Origin of the sequence: Rhizobium favelukesii (assembly GCF_000577275.2) — a bacterium.
Classification (GTDB): domain Bacteria; phylum Pseudomonadota; class Alphaproteobacteria; order Rhizobiales; family Rhizobiaceae; genus Rhizobium; species Rhizobium favelukesii.
Genome location: NZ_HG916852.1, coordinates 1,106,553 through 1,123,902 on the forward strand (window position 1 = coordinate 1,106,553; position 17,350 = coordinate 1,123,902).

Here is a 17,350-nt window from a genome sequence, read left to right on the forward strand (position 1 = left end):
GCCTCCTTCTCAAGTCCGTAGAGCTGAACTATCTGACATGCTTTCGGAACGAGGAGACCGGATCATGTCTTTGCCCACGCAGATGCGCTTCATCGACCTGCCGAGCTTCGGCGCGCCTGATGTGATGCGGATTGCCACCGAACCCTTGCCGGTACCGGGGGAGGGCCAGCTCCTTGTTCGCACCGAGGCGATCGGCGTCAACCGGCCCGACGTCGCACAGCGCCAGGGCATTTATCCGCCGCCGAAGGATGCAAGCCCCGTTCTCGGCCTTGAGATGGCAGGAGAGATCGTCGCCGTCGGCGCGGGCGTTCGTGACTTTGCTGTCGGCGACAAGGTGTGCGGCCTGACCAACGGCGGTGCCTATGCCGAATATTGCCTGCTGCCCGCGGGCCAGGCTCTGCGCTTCCCCAAGGGCTACGACGCGGTCAAGGCCGCGGCGCTTCCGGAGAATTATTTCACGGTCTGGGCAAACATGTTCCAGATGGCCGGGCTGACCGAAGGCGAGACGGTTCTCGTGCATGGCGGCTCGAGCGGCATTGGAACGACCGCTATCCAGCTTGCGCGGTCCTTCGGCGCAAAGGTCTACGCGACGGCCGGTTCGCAGGAGAAATGCGACGCCTGCGTAAAGCTCGGCGCAAAGCGGGCGATCAACTACAAGACAGAGGATTTTGCAGAGGTCATCAAGGCCGAGACCGGCCACGGTGTCGATATCATCCTGGATATGATCGGGGCTGCCTACTTCGAGCGGAACCTGGCATCGCTTGCAAAGGACGGTTGCCTGTCGATCATCGCCTTCCTTGGCGGGGCGGTCGCCGAGAAGGTCAATCTGGCGCCGATCATGGTCAAACGGCTGACGATCACCGGCTCGACGCTACGCCCGCGCACTGCCGAGGAAAAGCGGGCGATCCGCGACGATCTCCTGTCGCAGGTCTGGCCGCTTCTGGATGAAGGCAAGCTTGCGCCGGTCATCGATACCGTCGTCCCCTTCGAAAACGTTGCCGAGGCGCATCGGCGGATGGAAACGAGCGGTCACATCGGCAAGATCATGCTGCGTCTGTGACCGCTCGCACGTCGCTCACCGGGCCTGCCGTTCGGCGGGCGACGAGAGGGTCAAGGATATTGTGACGGCAATCAGGCCAGGAAGTGCCATCAGCACGTAGAGCCAGTGTGCGGCCGAGACGCCGCCCGCAACGCCACCGGGATCCACCAGCCCAGTGCTGTTGACAATCACGCCAGCAACGGCGGCGCCGAAGGCGCTGCCGAGCGACTGCACCGTCGAGATCGCCGCCGAGGCCTTGTCCTGTTCGGCGTTGCCGACGAGGCTAAGAACCTTGGTCACCAGATGCGCCCAGCCAAGGCCGACGCCGAAGCCCATCAGGAACATGCCGATGACGGCCGGTCCCAGCACCGCCAGATTGCCGGACGGATTGTCCGTTGCGAGGAAGGTCGTCAGGGACGCAACCGCAACCATCTCGATCACGCAACCGGCGACGATTGCCGTGTTGGCACCGCGTCCGAAGAGCGTTGCGCTGAAGAACGCGGCAAAGGTCCAGCCGAGTGCGACAAGGGCGGTCAGATAGCCTGACATCAGCGGTGTCACGCCGTGCAGCACCTGCAGGAAATAGGGAATGTAGATGTCGCTTGTCAGCACCAGCAGCAGCACGAACATCGTCAGGTAGACGCGTGCCACGGGCTTTGCGAGCATGACGGCGCCCGTCGGCAGAAGACGGTTCTTGCCGCGCCGCTCGACGGTCAGCATCGATAGGGTCGCAACGATCGATGCGGCAATCAGCAACGCTTTTGAGCTTGCTTCGTCGATCGTTCCGGCAATGCTGACGAGCAGAACGGCCGCAAGCAGCAAAGCAATCTGAAGGATCGGTATCTTGCCATGGGCGCGATCGTCTTCGGCGCGCGGCAGCAACAAGGGCGCGAGTGCCGCCATCAGCACACAGAGCGGAACCAGCAGCATGAAGGCATGCCGCCATGCGCTGCCTTCGGAAAAGAGGCCTCCGAGGCTAGGGCCGAGCAAGGTCGACACGCCCCAGATGGCCGCATAGAGCGTTGAAGCCTTCTGCCACAGCGGCTCGGGGTAGGCGAAGCGAATGAAGGCGTAGGCAAGTCCGGCAAGAATGCCGGCGCCGAACCCCTGTACCGTGCGCCCGGCTAGCACCAGTGGCATCGCCGGGGCCAGCGCACAGATCAGGCTGCCGGCCCCGAACATGAGCGCGCCTGCGACGTAGACGCTGCGAAGCCCGATACCGCGCGGACGCATGGCGACGAAGATCGACCCCAGGACCGCCGCGGCGACGAATAGCGTCGTCATCCATGACAGCAGTTCGAGCCCGCCAATGTCGCGCACGATCGATGGTGCGATTGTCGCCGTGATGTAGGTCTCAACGGCGTAGAGCGTGACGCCGCCCCCGAGCATGAGGGTCGCGGGCAGCAGCGGCGCGGAAAACAGATGAAAGACGGAGGGCCTGTCTGCGGAAATCTCATCAATGCCGGTCATAATTCATGCCTTGTGTGCTTCCAGGGATGTGCATTATTTTTGCAAGTTATTACTTGGAAAAAATACACGGCCATGATATTAAAGCAAGTGTGAACTTGGAAAATTAGATGAGACAATCCCCGGCGAACCGCATTCTGCTGCTGATCAAGACCGAAGGACCCCAGCTTGCCGCCGCACTTGCGGCAAGGCTCGGGATTTCCTCGGAGGCTGTCCGTCAGCAATTGACGAAGATGGCGCAGGAGGGGCTTGTCGAAGCGGTGAGCGAAGCCGCAGCCGGCCGGGGTCGACCGAGGCAGTTCTGGAGCCTGACGCCTGCCGGCAACCAAACCTTTCCAGATGGTCACGCCGAACTCACCGCCACGCTCCTGACGACACTGGTCACGCAACTGGGGAAGCCCGCCCTGGATGCCGTCATTTGCGCCCGGGAAGCAGAAACCCTCAAGCGCTACCGCGAGGAAGTCGACGCTGAGGATGTCCAATCCCGTGTGTTGCAGCTCGCCGCCGTGCGCACGCGCGAAGGATACATGGCCGACAGCTGGCAGGAGGCTGACGGCTCGCTGCTGCTTGTCGAAAATCATTGCCCGATCTGCGCCGCTGCAAGTGTTTGCGCCGGCTTCTGCCGGTCGGAGCTGGACACCTTTCGAACCGTCCTCGGCGCTAACGTGGAGCGCGAGGAGCACATACTGCTTGGGGCCCGTCGTTGCGCCTACCGCATCACGCCGCTTTGACCTGCATCTGCGCGTGCCGAAAGGCAATTGCATTATCGGCGTGACTCGCTATGCGTGACGCATCTGCGCAAACGATCAGGACCATGCCATGACCAATCCCGTCATCGTCGAAGTTACTCGAGGCTCGCTCGTTGAAAGCCAGCATCGTGGCGCCCTCGTTGCCGTCGATGGCGATGGAAAGGTCGTGTTCTCGATCGGCGATATCGATGCGCCGACGTTCCCGCGTTCGGCCTGCAAGGCGATGCAAGCGTTGCCGCTGATGGAAAGTGGCGCGGCGGATGCCTATGGCTTCGGCGACAAGGAATTGGCGCTCGCCTGCTCCTCGCACAATGGCGAGGACGCGCATGTGGCGCTCGCCGCCGCCATGCTGGCACGGGCCGGACGCGGTGTCGAAACGCTCGAATGCGGGGCGCATTGGTCCTCGAGCCAAAAGGTGCTGATCCACCAGGCGCGCACGATGGACAAGCCGACGGCACTGCATAACAACTGCTCGGGCAAGCATGCCGGCTTTATCTGCGCTTGCTGCCATCGGGGCATCGACCCTAACGGATATGTTGGCTACGACCATCCGCTGCAGGCCGAAATCCGCGGCGTCATGGAAAGCCTGACCGGCGCCGTGCTCGGCCACGACAATTGTGGCACCGACGGCTGCTCCATTCCGACCTACGCGGTTCCCTTGCGCGGTCTGGCGCACGGCTTTGCCAAGATGGCGACCGGCAATGGCCTGGAACCGCTTCGCGCCAAGGCGTCCCGACGGCTTTTCGACGCCTGCATGGCCGAACCCTTCTATGTTGCCGGAACCGGCCGCGCCTGCACCGCGCTGATGGAGGCAGCACCGGGCCGCATCTTCGCCAAAACGGGCGCTGAGGGTGTCTTCTGCGCAGCCATTCCCGAGCAGGGAATTGCGATCGCCGTCAAATGCGACGACGGCCATTCGCGTGCCTCCGAGGCGATGGTTGCCGCCGCGCTCAGCCGCTTCTTCGGCAAGGACGACCCGATTCGCGCAAGCTTGGCCGCCATGGCGACTATCGAGATGCACAATTGGAACGGTATTCATGTTGGCGACATTCGCGCGACGGCTGCGCCGACCGCATAAGCCGTTCCGGAACGGGACAGTCGCATCGCCAGAACAGAAATTGCTAATGTATGCGAAACTACAGCCCACGAGAACGGATGCGGTTTTCGAGGGTTGAGTTACCCTTTGCCCAGTACAGCGAACGCCATGAGGGCAGGATATGTTTGCGGGCCGCTATCTTTGGTGGATGTTGATCGCGATCGCGATCTTTCTCTTCTTCACCATGTGTTTCGATTATGTGACCTGGCTGACGGTCGTTTCCTCGGGTTGCGCCCGGATCGCCGGCTCCTGCGGACCGATCATCCTGACCATGACCGGGTCCATGAAACCGTCGGGCGTCTACCTCGCGGGCGGCATCATTCTCGTCGTTACCCTTGCCCGCATCCACTATCTGTCGATGGGCTGGGTCTGGGGTGTCGTCGTCGCAATCTGGTTCGTTGCATCGGCGTCGTTTCCGCTGCTGCTCGCCAATGGTTGGACCGGCCAGTTGAAGCCGGAGACCGTACTTGAGGGGTTGCCTGTGGCGTTCCTGTTCCTCGTGGTCTTCTGCGCCTATATCGGCTGGTCATTTGAAGACAGTGGCGCGCGGCCGCTTGGTGTGTGGCGTACGCTGCGAGCGACCATTTTCCTCTCTGCCGTCTATGGCACCCTGCTGGCGCTGTCGGAGACGCCTGCCGTTGCCACCATGCCCGGTCGTCTCCTCGGTGAGATGCAGCTTTCGACGTCGATCGCCGCGTTGCAGCCCACACTGCATGATGTCCTGACACTCGGGATGGCCCGCGACACCTTCGCCTATATTGTCGTCGCAATCTTTGTCGCCGGCCTCGCCGTGAGCCTGCTGCAGAACCTCGGGGAACTAAAGGCGCGCTTCATCCAGCCGTTCATGCTTCGAGGATCTCGGCAGTGATCTTGCGATAGGGCTCAATGGCCGCCGCGGCGATGTCCGCGGTGACGATCAGCCCCGACACGCCTGACACTGGCAGAATATGACAAGGAGAGACGTGGTCGAACTTCTCCTGCGTCAGCGGCACGTAGGTCTCGGCTGCGCAGGACGCGATGTGCCGCTTGATGGCCGCTTCCTCGAAATCGCCCGTCGACAGGCCGTGTACGGGATGGGCAGCCGTCACGCCGAGAAAGAAGATGTCGGGCCGAAGCTGCGAAATCGCGGCCATGGCAACAGATCCGACTGAGACCATTGAGTGCTTGTAGAGCTTGCCGCCGATCAGGATCACACTCGCCGTCGGGTGATGTTCTAGCTCCGCGGCGATCGTCGGGCTGTGTGTCGCCACCGAGAACGCGAAGTCGCGCGGCAGTTGCCGGGCGATCTCAGCCGTTGTCGTACCACCGTCCAGAAAGATCAGCTGGCCCGGCTGCACGAGTGAAGCTGCCTTCCTTCCCAACCGCGCCTTGGCCTCCGACGAGACGCTTTTTCGCGTCGAGAAGTCCGGAAGTTCGGGCGCAACAGGCATTGCCCCGCCGTGGACCCGCTTCAGCAAGCCTCCCGCCGCCATCTCCCTGAGATCGCGACGGATCGTGTCCTCCGACAGCGAAAAGTCTTCGGCGACGCGCTTGGCGACCACCTGGCCGTCTCGCCGAAGAATGTCGAGGATCAACGATTTGCGCTGGCTCGTGAGCATGTTTCAATCCGATCGTTACACGAATTATCGTGAAATTGCACGAAACGAATCGACATTCAAGAAATATCGTGCAGTTATTTGACTTCTCGTGCATGAGGCCGGGAGAAATGGAGTTTGAGCATGTTGATTTTGATTGCTGGGCCTTACAGGTCCGGGACGCGGGACGATCCCGCAAAAATGGCAGCCAATTTGCAGCGGCTGGAGCAGCCCTCGCATAGGCTGTTCAAGGCCGGTCACGTGCCGATGATCGGGGAATGGGTGGCTCTGCCGGTGTGGAACGCCGCCGGCGGAAAGGCTGTTGGTGATGATCTCTACGAAGAGATATTCCACCCCGTTGCCGGTCGCCTGCTGCAGCTTTGCGACGGCGTGCTTCGGCTCGAGGGAGAATCGAAAGGCGCCGACAACGACGTTCGTATCGCGCGCGAACGCGGCATCCCGGTCTGGCACCGGGTCGAAGATGTTCCGGGCTGTGCCTGAAGCAGCTTGATTTTTGGAGGCCGGCTTGCCGGCCTCGATCTGTGCGTTTGCAGATAGCCGCGCTATAACGTCAGCATCGAAGGGAGTCGATTATGCTGACATTGTATTTTGCGCCGCACACTTGCGCGCTTGCAAGCCTCATTGCGCTGGAGGAGTCCGGTCTGCCGTTCAAAACCAAGAAACTGAACTTCGCCGAAGCGGAGCAGCGTTCGCCAGAGTATCTCGAAATCAACCCGAAGGGCCGGGTCCCCGCGCTTGGGACGGAACGCGGCATCCTAACCGAAACGCCGGCAATCCTGGCCTACATCGCGCAGCTCGCGCCGGCCGCGCAGCTGGCGCCGCTCGATCCTTTCGAGTTCGCCCGCATGCAGGCCTTCAACAATTACATCTGCGCGACCGTGCATGTGAACCACGCGCATGGCCGCCGGGGCAGCCGATGGGCGGATGATCCGACGGCTCACGAGGCGATGAAGGCGAAGGTGCCGCAGACCATGAGCGAGTGCTTCGAGCTTATCGACGAGCGGATGCTGGAGGGCCCGTGGGTCATGGGCGAGTACTACTCGGTCGCCGACCCCTACCTCTTCGTCATGACCGGATGGCTGCGGTCCGATGGCGTCGATCCGATCCGTTTCAGGAAGTCGACGGCGCACTATGCCCAGATGATGGAGCGCCCGGCCGTCCAGCGAGCATTGGAGCGCGAGCAGGCATAACGACCATAGCCGAAGCGCGAGTGCGACGTTGGTATGGGTGGCGCCTGCAGCGCATGCGCTCACCCCTGGAAACGTGCGGCAAGCTTTTTCGGTGCGCGGAACCGCCAGGCGCCGATCAGCCGCTCTTTCAGTTCCGCGTCGCTGATTTCGCCGGCGCGCAAGGGCAGCGATGGCCAGCCGACATAGTGGTCGGTCTGATAGTAGATGTCGGGCGCCATCTCGATCAGACGTTCCTTATCGTCGATCGAGACGGAAAGCACGACGGTCTCGTTGTTCTTGACCGCCACAAAGGATTTGCCGCCCACCTTCAGCGCCGGGTTGCCGTAGGACGTGCTTTCCTCCACGCCTGGCAAATTCGCTTCCGCAGAAAGACGCTTGAGGCGCGCATATATCGTGTCGACGCTGTCGGTCATGGGCTCGCTCGAATGAAAAGCTCACGCAGACTAGCAGATTTCACGCACCTTGCGAGCGGTTGCGGTTCGGGCTTTGGCGTGCTTGGCTGCGGGCCGAGCGGCAGGTCCGCCAACGCGGTCGGTGACATCCGCGCCAGATCAGGATGGTACAGCGGATCCCGGTTGATATCAGCGCCGTAGGGCGGCTCTATTGTCTCGACGCTAAAGAAAAACTTCAGGATTTGCATGGCGTGCCTCGCTTCCTTTCAGGGTGGCGAACGGAGCATCTGCTCAACACAGGCACATTATTGCGGCCGGCCGGGCACGTTTCAATTGAGATTACCAATCTCGCAGTATAGAAAAACTATATGCGGAACCTGAACTCGGTCCACCTGAACGGATTGCGGGCGCTCGAAGCGGTGGGGCGGCTTGGCTCTCTGCAGGCCGCTGCAGAAGAGCTGGGTGTCTCGATCGGTGCGGTTAGCCAGCAGGTCATCAAGGCCGAAGCGCAGCTCGACCACGTGATTTTCGAACGCAGGCCGAAAGGTATGGTCGCGACGGAGGCAGGCGCGCGATTGCTGGCCGGTCTGACGGAGGGCTTCAATGCCTTGTCACAGGCGGTGGCGACGACACAGCGACGCGACGACGGTATCCTGACAATCTCGGTGGCGCCGGTATTTGCTGCACGCTGGCTCGTCTATCGGCTCGATCGCTTTGCGGAAAGGCATCCCGAAATCAGCCTGCGGATGGATGCCACCACCCGCCTCGTCAATCCGGCGCTGTGCGATGTCGATATCGGCATTCGCGTCGGAAGCGGGCAGTGGCCGGATGTGAAGGCGGAATTGTTGCTTGCGCAGGAGGTCTTTCCCGTCTGCTCGCCAGCGATGGCGGCGCGGTTGCGCGAGCCCGCCGATATCCTCTCGCTTCCGGCGGTGATCGACGGCCGCGCCATGTTCACCTGGGAGGTTTGGATGCGCGAGGCTGGCCTTTCGGGTGCCACGCTTGAGACGCGCCACGTCTTCAACGACGCCTCGCTCTGCCTCGATGCGGCAATCGCAGGGCAGGGCGTCATGCTCGCCTGGCAGACTCTGGCGGACTTTGCCCTGCAGCAGGGACAGCTGGTCGCACCGTTTGCCATCCGCGCCAAAACCGGCTTCGGCCACTATTTCATAACGGCCGAAGGTTCGCGCGAGCCCAAGAGCGTCAGGGATTTCAAGGCCTGGATCCGTGAGGAAATGGCCGGCACCCTGAAGCTCTTTGCCTGATCAGACCGGCTCCTCGGAACGCGTCGCCTGCATGGCAATATAGGCCGGACGAGACTGGCAGCGCTTGATCCAGGCGCTGATATTGGGATGGGCGTCAAACAGCGCCTGTTGCGTCTGCGCGTAGCGAAGCACCTCGGCGATATTGAGATCGGCGGCGGTGAAGCGGTTGCCAACAATGTAATCGTTGGTCGCCAGGTGCTTCTCCAGCGTCGCGAATGGCTTTTTCAGCGAGCGCACAGCAACGTTGATCGTCGCCTTGCCGTCGTCGCTGTTCTGCTTCTCATCGTCGTAGACGTAGACGATCCTCACCGAATGCGGTTCCACCTCGGTTGCCGCCCAGATCGTCCACATGGTCATCAAACCGTCTTCCTCGACTGTTTTACCGGAAAGCGGTCCGCCATGCTTGCGCGCGAGATAGAGCGTGATGGCAAGCGACTCGTGCATCACGAGGTCGCCGTCCTTGATGCTCGGGATGAGCGCCATCGGATTGATCGCCAGAAAGTCCGGCGACAGCGTGTTGATCAACGCATCGGCGGCGAGCGGGTTGGCAAGGCGCCGCGCTTGAATGACGCGCACGGACTCGAATTCCAGCCCGAGCTCTTCCACCATCCAGTAAACGCGCGAGGCGCGCGAGCGATAGACCCCATAGATCGTCAGCATGTCGATGTCCCCCTTGTTCGGCTGGCCTCAGGGTAGGAGCCGAAGCGTCACGGCGGAAGCTGCCAAGCCTTATGAATCGATGAAAGCTTTTGATGCATCTCAGGAGATGCGGTTGCGCTCGACCGTCAGTTGCCCATAGGGCGAGGAACCCGCCGTCGCCAGCTCGCCGGACACCTTCTTGTCCCATTCGAAACCGAGGACTGCACCGTCTGGTGTTTCCTGAAACACGTTGTCGGTGATGACGGCCGGTCCCGCGCCCTTGGCGACCGAGACGGCGCAGCCGACAGGCGCCTTGCGGATGATATTGCCGGTCACGACGAGATTACGCAGATAGGGTCCCCAACCGAGTTGCATGCCCCACCGCGGCGCACCTTCGATGACGTTGCCGGAGACCAGCGTATCGGCCTCGGCGGCGATGCCGATGCCGAAGCCGACCTCGTGTTCATAGGGGCCTTTCAAGGTCAGGTTGCGCACCACGTTGCCGGTGACGCTTGCCAGCCTGCCGCCCTGGTCGAAATTGGCGATCGAGATGCCGTTCGCCGCGCCATCCACCATGTTGTCGGAGACGAGGGCGCCCTGGAACTCGAATTCGACGTAGATCGCCGTCTCGCCCGAGCGCTGGCACTGGTTGCCGGTGATCTGGATGTTGGAGGCCGAGTTGGCGCGGATGGCGGTGAAGGCGCAATCGGAGATGTGGTTGTTCGCCACCATGACATTGTCGGCGCGAAAGATGTTGATGCCATTGCCGTTCTGGCCGGTGCCGCCGGCATTGGCCTTGATCCTGTGGATGCGGTTGCCGTTGACGACGCTGTTGTCGACCGCCTTCTTCCAGCGATGCACGAGAATGCCGCCATTGCCGCAGTCGAAGACCTCGTTGCCGGTGATCGAGAGGCCGTTGGCTTCGACGGCATAGATGCCGGATTGGGCGGCACCCGATATGCGGCTGCGCTCGATCCGTCCGCCGCATCGCTCGAGCTGGACGGCGTGTTTGCGGCTGCCGCCGATCTCGCAATTGTCGATCAGCACCTCGTCGACGCCGGTAAATTGCAGCAGCGCGCTGGCATAGTCGCCAAGCCAGCGGTTCTGCCCGTCGATGACGATGTCCGACAGTTCGACGCGCTTGATGTTCTCTGCGCTGAAGAGGTGGCCGTCGCCGGTGTAGACGATGCGTGATGCGCCGGGCACGCCTGTTATGCGGGTATTCTCCGGTAGCACGAGATTGGAAACCTTGTAGGTGCCTGGCGGCAGGAAAACCGGGACATTTTCTGCGGCGGCCTGATCGATCATTTTCTGCAGGCTGACGCTTTTTCGATCGGCCGCGCTCGACGTCGTCTTGTACCGGACGGCATCGATCGGTCCGCGCAGATCGCCCTCCCGCGTGGTCGCGAAGCTGCGGAAGGCAATCAGCGTAAGCGCGGATGCTCCCGCAAGACGGAGCAGGTGACGGCGCGAGGAGACCAACGAACTGTTTTTCATTCGGTAAGCTCTGCAGGAAACGTGCCAGCGCACCTGTTTCATTTCGATACAGGCGACAGTTTCAGGAGCACGACGCTTGTCCGAACCTGCATCCCACTGGCCCTTCCGTTCTTTCCCGCTATCTTTGCACGCATGAAACCAGACGCCTTGCTCTATCCCGCCCCCGAGGGGCTCTATTGTCCGGAGGGGGGATTCTATGTGGATCCCGTGCGACCGGTAGAGCGAGCGCTGATAACCCACGGCCATTCGGACCACGCGCGACCCGGCCACACAAACGTGCTCGCCACGCGACAGACGCTGGACATCATGCAGATCCGCTATGGTGACGGCTTCTGCGCAAGCGAGCAGGCAGCGGCGTTCGCAGAGGAGATCCTGATCAATGGCGTCAGGGTCAGCTTCCATCCTGCCGGCCATGTGCTCGGCTCCGCGCAGATCGCCATCGAAAAGAACGGTACCCGCATCGTTGTCTCAGGCGACTACAAACGACGGGCGGACCCGACGTGCGCTGCCTACGTGCCGGTTCCCTGCGATGTCTTCATCACCGAGGCCACCTTTGGGCTGCCCGTCTTTCATCATCCGGATCCGGTCGATGAGATGGGCAAGCTCTATGCGTCGCTGCGCCAGTTTCCGGAGCGCACGCATCTGATCGGGGCCTATGCGCTTGGCAAGGCACAGCGGGTCATCCGTCTGCTGCGCGATACCGGTTATGACCAGCCGATCTATATTCATGGCGCGATGGAAAGGCTCTGCGACTACTATGTAGGGCAGGGCATTGATCTCGGTGAGCTTCGCCCCGCGACCATCGAAAGTCGTGACAGATCCGCCTTCATGGGAGCCGTCGTCGTCGGTCCGTCCTCTGCCTTTGCAGATCGCTGGGCGCGCCGCTTCCATGAACCCTTGCCGGCTTTCGCCTCGGGCTGGATGATGGTGCGTCAGCGCGCCAAACAGCAAGGCGTCGAACTGCCGCTCGTCATCTCCGACCATTGTGATTGGCCCGAGCTCACAGAGACAATCACCGATCTGCATCCGGGGGAGGTGTGGGTCACGCATGGCCGTGAGGAAGCCCTGGTGCGCTGGTGCCAGCTGCAGGGAATCAGGGCCCGACCGCTCCACCTGGTCGGCTACGAAGATGAGGCCGATTGATGAAAGCATTCGCCGACCTGCTCGACCGCCTCGTGCTCACCCCCAGCCGCAACGGCAAGCTGAAGCTGCTCACCGATTACTTCCGAAACACCCCGGACCCGGATCGCGGCTACGGTCTTGCCGCCATTGCCGGCACGCTCGAAGTGCGCAACGTCAAGCCAGCCATGCTGCGCGAGTTGGTGCTGGAACGCATGGATGACGTGCTCTTTCGCTATTCTTACGACTATGTCGGCGATCTCGCAGAAACGATTTCCCTGGTGTGGGACAACGAGAAGGACATCGAGCGGTCGCCGCTTGCCCAGCCGCGTCTCGGCGAGGTCCTCACGCAGATGAATGCACTCGGCCGCACCGAGGTACGCAGCTTCGTGCGCGATCTGCTCGACAGGCTGGATACCTCAGGTCGCTTCGCCTTCATCAAGCTCGCGACCGGGGCGCTGCGCATCGGCGTTTCCTCGCGTCTGGCGAAGCAGGCGCTCGCCGATCTCGGCAGCCGAGACGTGACGGAAATCGAGACGCTGTGGCATGGCCTGCAGCCGCCCTATGAATCCTTGTTTCGTTGGCTGGAAGGGCAGGGCGACAAGCCGATCCTGGCAACGCCTGCAATCTTCCACTCCGTCATGCTCGCCAATCCGGTCGAGGAGGGGGATCTGGATCAACTTGATCCAGCCGAATATGCCGCGGAATGGAAATGGGACGGCATCCGCGTGCAGCTGTCGCGCTCCGGCGACACGCGCAAGATCTACTCGCGCTCCGGCGACGATATCTCAGGCGCGTTCCCCGATATCCTTGAGTCGATCAGCTTCGACGGCGTCGTCGACGGCGAGCTGCTGGTCGGGGGAACGAGACGCTCGAACAGCCCGACGCGCACCTTTTCCGATCTGCAGCAACGCCTGAACCGCAAGACGGTGACGACGAAGATGCTCGACGAGTATCCAGCCTTCATTCGTGCCTACGATTTGCTTTTCGATCGGGAGGAGGACGTGCGTGGCCGCTCCTACGTCGATCGCCGTGCGCGTCTTGCGGAGGTCATCGATAGCGCGCCGCACGACCGCTTCGACCTCTCCCCTCTGGTGGAATTCTCTTCATGGGACGAACTGGACGAGCTGCGGTCGATGCCGCCGGACCCTGTCATCGAAGGGGTGATGATCAAGCGCCGCGACAGCATCTATCAGGCCGGGCGACTGAAGGGGCCTTGGTTCAAGTGGAAGCGCAATCCCTACAATGTCGACGCCGTGCTGATGTATGCGCAGCGCGGCCACGGCAAGCGCTCGAGCTATTATTCGGACTTCACCTTTGGTGTGTGGACCGAGACCCCGGAAGGAGAACAGCTGGTTCCCGTCGGCAAGGCCTATTTTGGCTTCACGGATGCCGAACTCGAAGTGCTGGACAAGTTCGTTCGCAACAACACGACGGAGCGGTTTGGCCCTGTGCGGGCCGTCAGAGCGGACAAGGACTTCGGCTTCGTCGTGGAAGTCGCCTTCGAAGGCATCAACCGCTCGACCCGCCACAAGTCGGGCGTGGCAATGCGCTTTCCGCGAATCGCGCGCCTGCGTCCCGACAAACCGTCCTACGAGGCGGATCGCCTTCAGACGCTGGTCGCCATGATCGATGCCAAGGGTCAGCAGTAGGCTTTTCTGGAGCAAAACGCCGCAGGGCCACCTTTTTCAACACAACGTGTGTTGGCGACCGCGCGCTTCCGGTGCAATTCTCGAACCGCCGGGAACAATGGAAGTGTGAAATGACGTCAGACGAAGGTAATGCATTTTTCCGCCACCGCCGCATGGTTCTTGCCGGCCTGGCCGGAGCCCTTGTACTCCCGGGCATAGCAAGTGCATTCGAGGTTCCGGAGGTGCCAAAGCTGATCGATCATGATTATGCCAAGGCCCGCAAGCGCTTCCGCACCAAGCTGCTCCAGAAGGGGCCGGCTCCCGACAAGTACGAACCGCTGGATGCGCCTCCGGAGGGCGAGAAGATTCTCTATCGGTCCGGCTACGGCGGCGAATTGGAGCTGGTTGCCTGGGTCTCCAAGTACAAGCGCGGTAGCAAGCCGAAGCCCGGCGTTCTTTTCCTGCACGGCGGCAACGCCATGGGTCTTGGCCACTGGGTTCTGCTCAAGACCTATGCCGATGCCGGCTTCGTGGTGATGATGCCATCGCTGCGTGGCGAAAACGGCCAGATGGGCAATTTCTCCGGTTTCTATGACGAGGTGGATGACGTGCTTTCAGCGGCCGATCGTCTGCGCCATCTTCCGGGCGTCGATGCCGATCGTCTGTTTATCGCCGGCCACAGCATTGGCGGCACGCTGACCATGCTTGCGGCGATGAGCAGCCACAAGTTCCGTGCCGCCGCGCCGATCTCGGGCAATCCGGACGCTTTCCGCTTCTTCAATCGCTACCCGCAGGACATTCGTTTCGACGATAGCAACGCCCACGAGTTCGAGGTCCGCAGCGCGCTCTGCTATGCCAAGAGCTTCAAATGCCCGGTCCGCGTCGTTCATGGCACGGAGGAGGCGCATTTCAACGACCGCGCCGGTCTGCTTGCCAGCCGCGCGCGCTCGGGCGGTGTCCGTATCGAAACGGATACCGTGACCGGCAACCACACGTCGGCGCTGCCGGCCGAGATCGAACAAAGCATACGGTTCTTTCACGGCGTTGCAGCCTGAGTGTGGTCCGACTCCAATTGATGCGAGGCTGATGTCGTCACCAGCCTCGCGCCAGCCGCAAGTGCCATCCTTGCCGCAGCTATACGTCTCGCTGTTGTCGATGAGGGTGCTTTATGACTGTTTTCAGCCGGGTGTCGCCACTTGCCGGGCTTGCGGCCGCTGCTTTTTGTCTGAGCGGTTGTAATATCCTCATTCCAGATACCGGCGCCACCGATCCCGCCCGTTTCGTGCAGGAGACGTCGCCCGTCTTCTATAATCCGCCTGGCGTCGATCCCATGCGCGTCAAGGCGGTGGATACGCCGGTGCCGCAGAGGCGCGAGATCGAGCCGCCGACGCTGTACAATCAGACCTACGGCCTGTCGGCCACGAGTTACAATCGGACCTACGGCCTGCCGGTCACCAATCCGGTGAATAGCGCCATGTATAGCCAGGTGCGCGACACCGACTTCACGTTGCCGGCCATACCGATCAGCCGCATCGATCCGCAGTATCTGCGGCAGGAAGTCGACTATCCCTCGAACGAGAAGCCGGGCACGATCATCGTCGATACGAAGAGCAAGCATCTCTACTTAATCGAGCCGGGCGGTAAGGCGATGCGCTACGGCGTCGGGCTCGGCCGCGAAGGCTACGCATGGTCCGGCCGCGGTCTCATTCAATGGAAGCAGAAATGGCCGCGCTGGACACCGCCGGCCGAAATGGTCTCGCGTCAGCCCGACATACGCTCCTTTTCCGCAGAAAACGGCGGCATGAACCCCGGCCTCGGAAACCCGCTTGGTGCGCGCGCCCTCTATATCTTCAAGGATGGGAAGGATACGCTTTACCGTATCCACGGTACGCCGGATTGGCAGTCGGTCGGAAAGGCCACGTCGTCGGGCTGCGTGCGCATGCTGAACCAGGACGTGGTTGACCTTTACAATCGCGTTCCGGCGAAGGCCGAGATTGTCGTGATGTAGCCGCGCAACAGCGTTTGGGATATCGTGTGTCCACGGGCGGACACGACTTCGTGAGGTGATGGTTTATTTAGCGCAAGTGGATAGATTTCTTGTGCGTCACCGGCGTTGACCCACCCTCCGCGAAGGGCGTTCGTCCTTCCAGCGCAACAGGAAACCAGACCCGCGTCATGAGCTTTGAAAAATCCCTTTCCCGCCGCAGCTTCCTTTCGCTTTCGGCAATGACCGCAGCTTCGGCGCTGACCGGGTGTGCATCCACCGCCGGGCCGTCTGCGACGGCTCAGCCGGTCGTCATGCGCAATCCGATCAACATGTTCCAGGCGCCGCAGACGCCGGGTGATGCCGAGCTGGCGGTCATGTACGGTCCGATTGAGGATGGTGGCTTTCTCATTCCGGCCGTGCCCTACCAGCAGATCGATCCGCGCTTCTATCGCCAGCAGGTCGTCGATCCGACCGGCCAGGCGCCCGGCACGATCGTCGTCGATACCCCCTCGCGTTTCCTCTACCTGGTGCAGCCCGGCGGCACGGCGATGCGCTATGGCGTCGGCATCGGCCGCGAAGGCTTCGCATGGCAGGGCTCGGGCGTCATCCAGTGGCGTCAGAGATGGCCGCGCTGGAAGCCGCCGAACGAGATGGTCGCGCGTCAGCCAGAGCTTGCCAAGTATTCGATCGAAAACGGCGGCATGGAGCCGGGCCTGAAGAACCCGCTTGGTGCACGCGCACTCTACATCTTCTCGAGTGGCGAAGACACGCTCTACCGCCTGCACGGCAACCCGGAATGGCGTTCGATCGGCAAGGCGGTGTCGTCTGGCTGCGTGCGCCTGCTGAACCAGGACATCATCGATCTCTATGACCGCGTGCCGAACAAGGCGCCGGTCGTCGTTCTGCAGTAATCCGCGCAGGTGCGGCCGGCCGATTGGCTGGCCGCATTCATTGCCGATTTTCGGCGATCTGGAATTCGGTTGGCGGCGACAGTTCCCTGATCAGCTTCTTGCGGATCGCTGCCGAATAGTCTGCAAAACTCCTGACTTCCATCACGAACGCGTCCTCGCCGAGGATGACGCGTCTTTCGTAGTAGCCGGGAAGATCGGGTTCCTCGTCGGAAATGACCAGTCCATTGACCGTTGTGCCCGTCTTCATGGCGCGCTGGCGCGCCTGATAGAGAGATGGCGTCTGCCGTCGTTTCGGCGCAATCGTCTCCTTGCCATCGCCGGAGACGTTGATGATGGTTTTGACGGCGCAGAAGCGTGGATCAGATAGCATGTCGAGCGCGGACCACATGCCGTTGCCGATATCGGTGTTGCCAAAGACTTTGCGCCGGTTGGCCTCCATCGCCAGCGCGAAGGGCTCGGCGCCGTTGCCGCTCTCTATGACGAACCAGTCGAGTTTCTGGGTGGAGAACTCGCCGTCGCCCCAGAATACCGCCGATACGGCGACGCCGCCGTCATTTCTCAAGGCCGCCAGGACGTCATCGTCCCGGAAGGCCGCGGCGATGGCAGACTTCTGAAACTTGTATTCGTCGTCGGTGATGCTGCCGGATCCGTCGACGGCGAGAACAAGTGCGATATCGATACAGGCCGAGGATTGAGAGGCTGCCATAGTCCAAACCAATGCCACAGCCAAACCGATCAGCTTCTTCAGCATCGCCGCATCATCCCCTCGCTCA

The 17,350-nt window shown here is 61.8% G+C and carries 18 protein-coding genes; 12 read left to right on the forward strand and 6 right to left on the reverse strand.

The window, feature by feature from the left end; all coding sequences use genetic code 11:
* The first annotated feature begins 64 nt into the window (after positions 1 to 64).
* Complete coding sequence (locus tag LPU83_RS43840) at positions 65 to 1,060, forward strand: NAD(P)H-quinone oxidoreductase (protein ID WP_037069131.1); 996 nt, start codon at positions 65 to 67, stop codon at positions 1,058 to 1,060.
* Between the two features lie 15 nt (positions 1,061 to 1,075).
* Here LPU83_RS43840 and LPU83_RS43845 read toward each other — a convergent pair whose 3' ends face one another.
* On the reverse strand, positions 1,076 to 2,509 hold the full coding sequence (locus LPU83_RS43845; RefSeq protein WP_024317996.1) for an MFS transporter: 1,434 nt from the start codon (positions 2,507 to 2,509) through the stop codon (positions 1,076 to 1,078).
* Between the two features lie 107 nt (positions 2,510 to 2,616).
* On the opposite strand from LPU83_RS43845, the gene LPU83_RS43850 reads away from it, so the two are divergent.
* The 3 genes from LPU83_RS43850 to LPU83_RS43860 all read left to right on the forward strand — a co-directional run bounded on the left by LPU83_RS43850 (position 2,617) and on the right by LPU83_RS43860 (position 5,219).
* A complete protein-coding gene (locus LPU83_RS43850; protein WP_024317995.1) occupies positions 2,617 to 3,237 on the forward strand; it encodes a helix-turn-helix transcriptional regulator in 621 nt (206 codons plus the stop codon).
* 88 nt (positions 3,238 to 3,325) lie between these two features.
* Positions 3,326 to 4,333, forward strand: coding sequence for an asparaginase (locus LPU83_RS43855; protein WP_024317994.1), 1,008 nt, complete (start codon positions 3,326 to 3,328; stop codon positions 4,331 to 4,333).
* A 139-nt stretch (positions 4,334 to 4,472) separates the two neighbouring features.
* Positions 4,473 to 5,219 (forward strand): hypothetical protein, encoded by a 747-nt coding sequence (locus LPU83_RS43860; protein WP_024317993.1) that lies wholly within the window; start codon positions 4,473 to 4,475, stop codon positions 5,217 to 5,219.
* Here LPU83_RS43860 and LPU83_RS43865 read toward each other — a convergent pair.
* Positions 5,194 to 5,949 (reverse strand): DeoR/GlpR family DNA-binding transcription regulator, encoded by a 756-nt coding sequence (locus LPU83_RS43865; RefSeq protein WP_024317992.1) that lies wholly within the window; start codon positions 5,947 to 5,949, stop codon positions 5,194 to 5,196. The genes LPU83_RS43860 and LPU83_RS43865 overlap by 26 nt on opposite strands.
* A 120-nt stretch (positions 5,950 to 6,069) precedes the next feature.
* On the opposite strand from LPU83_RS43865, the gene LPU83_RS43870 reads away from it, so the two are divergent.
* Both LPU83_RS43870 and LPU83_RS43875 read left to right on the forward strand, forming a co-directional pair.
* On the forward strand, positions 6,070 to 6,426 hold the full coding sequence (locus LPU83_RS43870) for a hypothetical protein (RefSeq protein ID WP_024317991.1): 357 nt from the start codon (positions 6,070 to 6,072) through the stop codon (positions 6,424 to 6,426).
* A gap of 92 nt (positions 6,427 to 6,518) precedes the next feature.
* Complete coding sequence (locus LPU83_RS43875) at positions 6,519 to 7,136, forward strand: glutathione S-transferase family protein (protein ID WP_024317990.1); 618 nt, start codon at positions 6,519 to 6,521, stop codon at positions 7,134 to 7,136.
* A gap of 59 nt (positions 7,137 to 7,195) precedes the next feature.
* On the opposite strand, the gene LPU83_RS43880 is transcribed toward LPU83_RS43875, so the two are convergent.
* A complete protein-coding gene (locus LPU83_RS43880; RefSeq protein ID WP_024317989.1) occupies positions 7,196 to 7,549 on the reverse strand; it encodes an MmcQ/YjbR family DNA-binding protein in 354 nt (117 codons plus the stop codon).
* Positions 7,550 to 7,896: 347 nt separating this feature from the next.
* On the opposite strand from LPU83_RS43880, the gene LPU83_RS43885 reads away from it, so the two are divergent.
* The gene (locus LPU83_RS43885; RefSeq protein ID WP_024317987.1) at positions 7,897 to 8,793 is read left to right on the forward strand and encodes a LysR substrate-binding domain-containing protein; all 897 of its coding nucleotides are present in this window, start codon (positions 7,897 to 7,899) and stop codon (positions 8,791 to 8,793) included.
* Here the strand turns inward: LPU83_RS43885 and LPU83_RS43890 are convergent, their stop codons facing one another.
* Positions 8,794 to 9,453: a glutathione S-transferase family protein gene (locus tag LPU83_RS43890; protein WP_024317986.1), complete on the reverse strand. Its 660-nt coding sequence runs from the start codon at positions 9,451 to 9,453 to the stop codon at positions 8,794 to 8,796.
* Positions 9,454 to 9,552: 99 nt separating this feature from the next.
* Entirely contained in the window at positions 9,553 to 10,929 is a 1,377-nt protein-coding gene (locus LPU83_RS43895; protein WP_029710376.1) for a TIGR03808 family TAT-translocated repetitive protein, read from the reverse strand.
* Positions 10,930 to 11,061: 132 nt separating this feature from the next.
* On the opposite strand from LPU83_RS43895, the gene LPU83_RS43900 reads away from it, so the two are divergent.
* From LPU83_RS43900 to LPU83_RS43920, 5 genes are all read left to right on the forward strand, one after another.
* On the forward strand, positions 11,062 to 12,072 hold the full coding sequence (locus LPU83_RS43900) for a ligase-associated DNA damage response exonuclease (RefSeq protein WP_024317984.1): 1,011 nt from the start codon (positions 11,062 to 11,064) through the stop codon (positions 12,070 to 12,072).
* Positions 12,072 to 13,700: a cisplatin damage response ATP-dependent DNA ligase gene (locus LPU83_RS43905; RefSeq protein WP_024317983.1), complete on the forward strand. Its 1,629-nt coding sequence runs from the start codon at positions 12,072 to 12,074 to the stop codon at positions 13,698 to 13,700. Before LPU83_RS43900 ends, LPU83_RS43905 begins: the two co-directional genes overlap by 1 nt.
* A gap of 110 nt (positions 13,701 to 13,810) precedes the next feature.
* Complete coding sequence (locus LPU83_RS43910; protein ID WP_024317982.1) at positions 13,811 to 14,734, forward strand: alpha/beta hydrolase family protein; 924 nt, start codon at positions 13,811 to 13,813, stop codon at positions 14,732 to 14,734.
* Between the two features lie 113 nt (positions 14,735 to 14,847).
* Entirely contained in the window at positions 14,848 to 15,687 is an 840-nt protein-coding gene (locus LPU83_RS43915) for a L,D-transpeptidase (protein ID WP_024317981.1), read from the forward strand.
* Between the two features lie 167 nt (positions 15,688 to 15,854).
* Positions 15,855 to 16,577 carry a L,D-transpeptidase gene (locus tag LPU83_RS43920; RefSeq protein ID WP_024317980.1) on the forward strand — a complete coding sequence of 241 codons (723 nt, stop codon included), beginning with the start codon at positions 15,855 to 15,857 and terminating at the stop codon, positions 16,575 to 16,577.
* A 37-nt stretch (positions 16,578 to 16,614) separates the two neighbouring features.
* Here the strand turns inward: LPU83_RS43920 and LPU83_RS43925 are convergent, their stop codons facing one another.
* Positions 16,615 to 17,328: a DUF1194 domain-containing protein gene (locus tag LPU83_RS43925; protein WP_024317979.1), complete on the reverse strand. Its 714-nt coding sequence runs from the start codon at positions 17,326 to 17,328 to the stop codon at positions 16,615 to 16,617.
* Positions 17,329 to 17,350: the final 22 nt, after the last annotated feature.

Coding starts and splice junctions, on each gene's coding strand:
- LPU83_RS43880 (WP_024317989.1), bottom strand. CDS start 7,549: ATGACCGACAGCGTCGACACGATATATGCGCGCCTCAAGCGTCTTTCT.
- LPU83_RS43885 (WP_024317987.1), top strand. CDS start 7,897: ATGCGGAACCTGAACTCGGTCCACCTGAACGGATTGCGGGCGCTCGAA.
- LPU83_RS43845 (WP_024317996.1), bottom strand. CDS start 2,509: ATGACCGGCATTGATGAGATTTCCGCAGACAGGCCCTCCGTCTTTCAT.
- LPU83_RS43920 (WP_024317980.1), top strand. CDS start 15,855: ATGAGCTTTGAAAAATCCCTTTCCCGCCGCAGCTTCCTTTCGCTTTCG.
- LPU83_RS43865 (WP_024317992.1), bottom strand. CDS start 5,949: ATGCTCACGAGCCAGCGCAAATCGTTGATCCTCGACATTCTTCGGCGA.
- LPU83_RS43910 (WP_024317982.1), top strand. CDS start 13,811: ATGACGTCAGACGAAGGTAATGCATTTTTCCGCCACCGCCGCATGGTT.
- LPU83_RS43895 (WP_029710376.1), bottom strand. CDS start 10,929: ATGAAAAACAGTTCGTTGGTCTCCTCGCGCCGTCACCTGCTCCGTCTT.
- LPU83_RS43890 (WP_024317986.1), bottom strand. CDS start 9,453: ATGCTGACGATCTATGGGGTCTATCGCTCGCGCGCCTCGCGCGTTTAC.
- LPU83_RS43860 (WP_024317993.1), top strand. CDS start 4,473: ATGTTTGCGGGCCGCTATCTTTGGTGGATGTTGATCGCGATCGCGATC.
- LPU83_RS43855 (WP_024317994.1), top strand. CDS start 3,326: ATGACCAATCCCGTCATCGTCGAAGTTACTCGAGGCTCGCTCGTTGAA.
- LPU83_RS43925 (WP_024317979.1), bottom strand. CDS start 17,328: ATGCTGAAGAAGCTGATCGGTTTGGCTGTGGCATTGGTTTGGACTATG.
- LPU83_RS43850 (WP_024317995.1), top strand. CDS start 2,617: ATGAGACAATCCCCGGCGAACCGCATTCTGCTGCTGATCAAGACCGAA.
- LPU83_RS43905 (WP_024317983.1), top strand. CDS start 12,072: ATGAAAGCATTCGCCGACCTGCTCGACCGCCTCGTGCTCACCCCCAGC.
- LPU83_RS43915 (WP_024317981.1), top strand. CDS start 14,848: ATGACTGTTTTCAGCCGGGTGTCGCCACTTGCCGGGCTTGCGGCCGCT.
- LPU83_RS43840 (WP_037069131.1), top strand. CDS start 65: ATGTCTTTGCCCACGCAGATGCGCTTCATCGACCTGCCGAGCTTCGGC.
- LPU83_RS43900 (WP_024317984.1), top strand. CDS start 11,062: ATGAAACCAGACGCCTTGCTCTATCCCGCCCCCGAGGGGCTCTATTGT.
- LPU83_RS43875 (WP_024317990.1), top strand. CDS start 6,519: ATGCTGACATTGTATTTTGCGCCGCACACTTGCGCGCTTGCAAGCCTC.
- LPU83_RS43870 (WP_024317991.1), top strand. CDS start 6,070: ATGTTGATTTTGATTGCTGGGCCTTACAGGTCCGGGACGCGGGACGAT.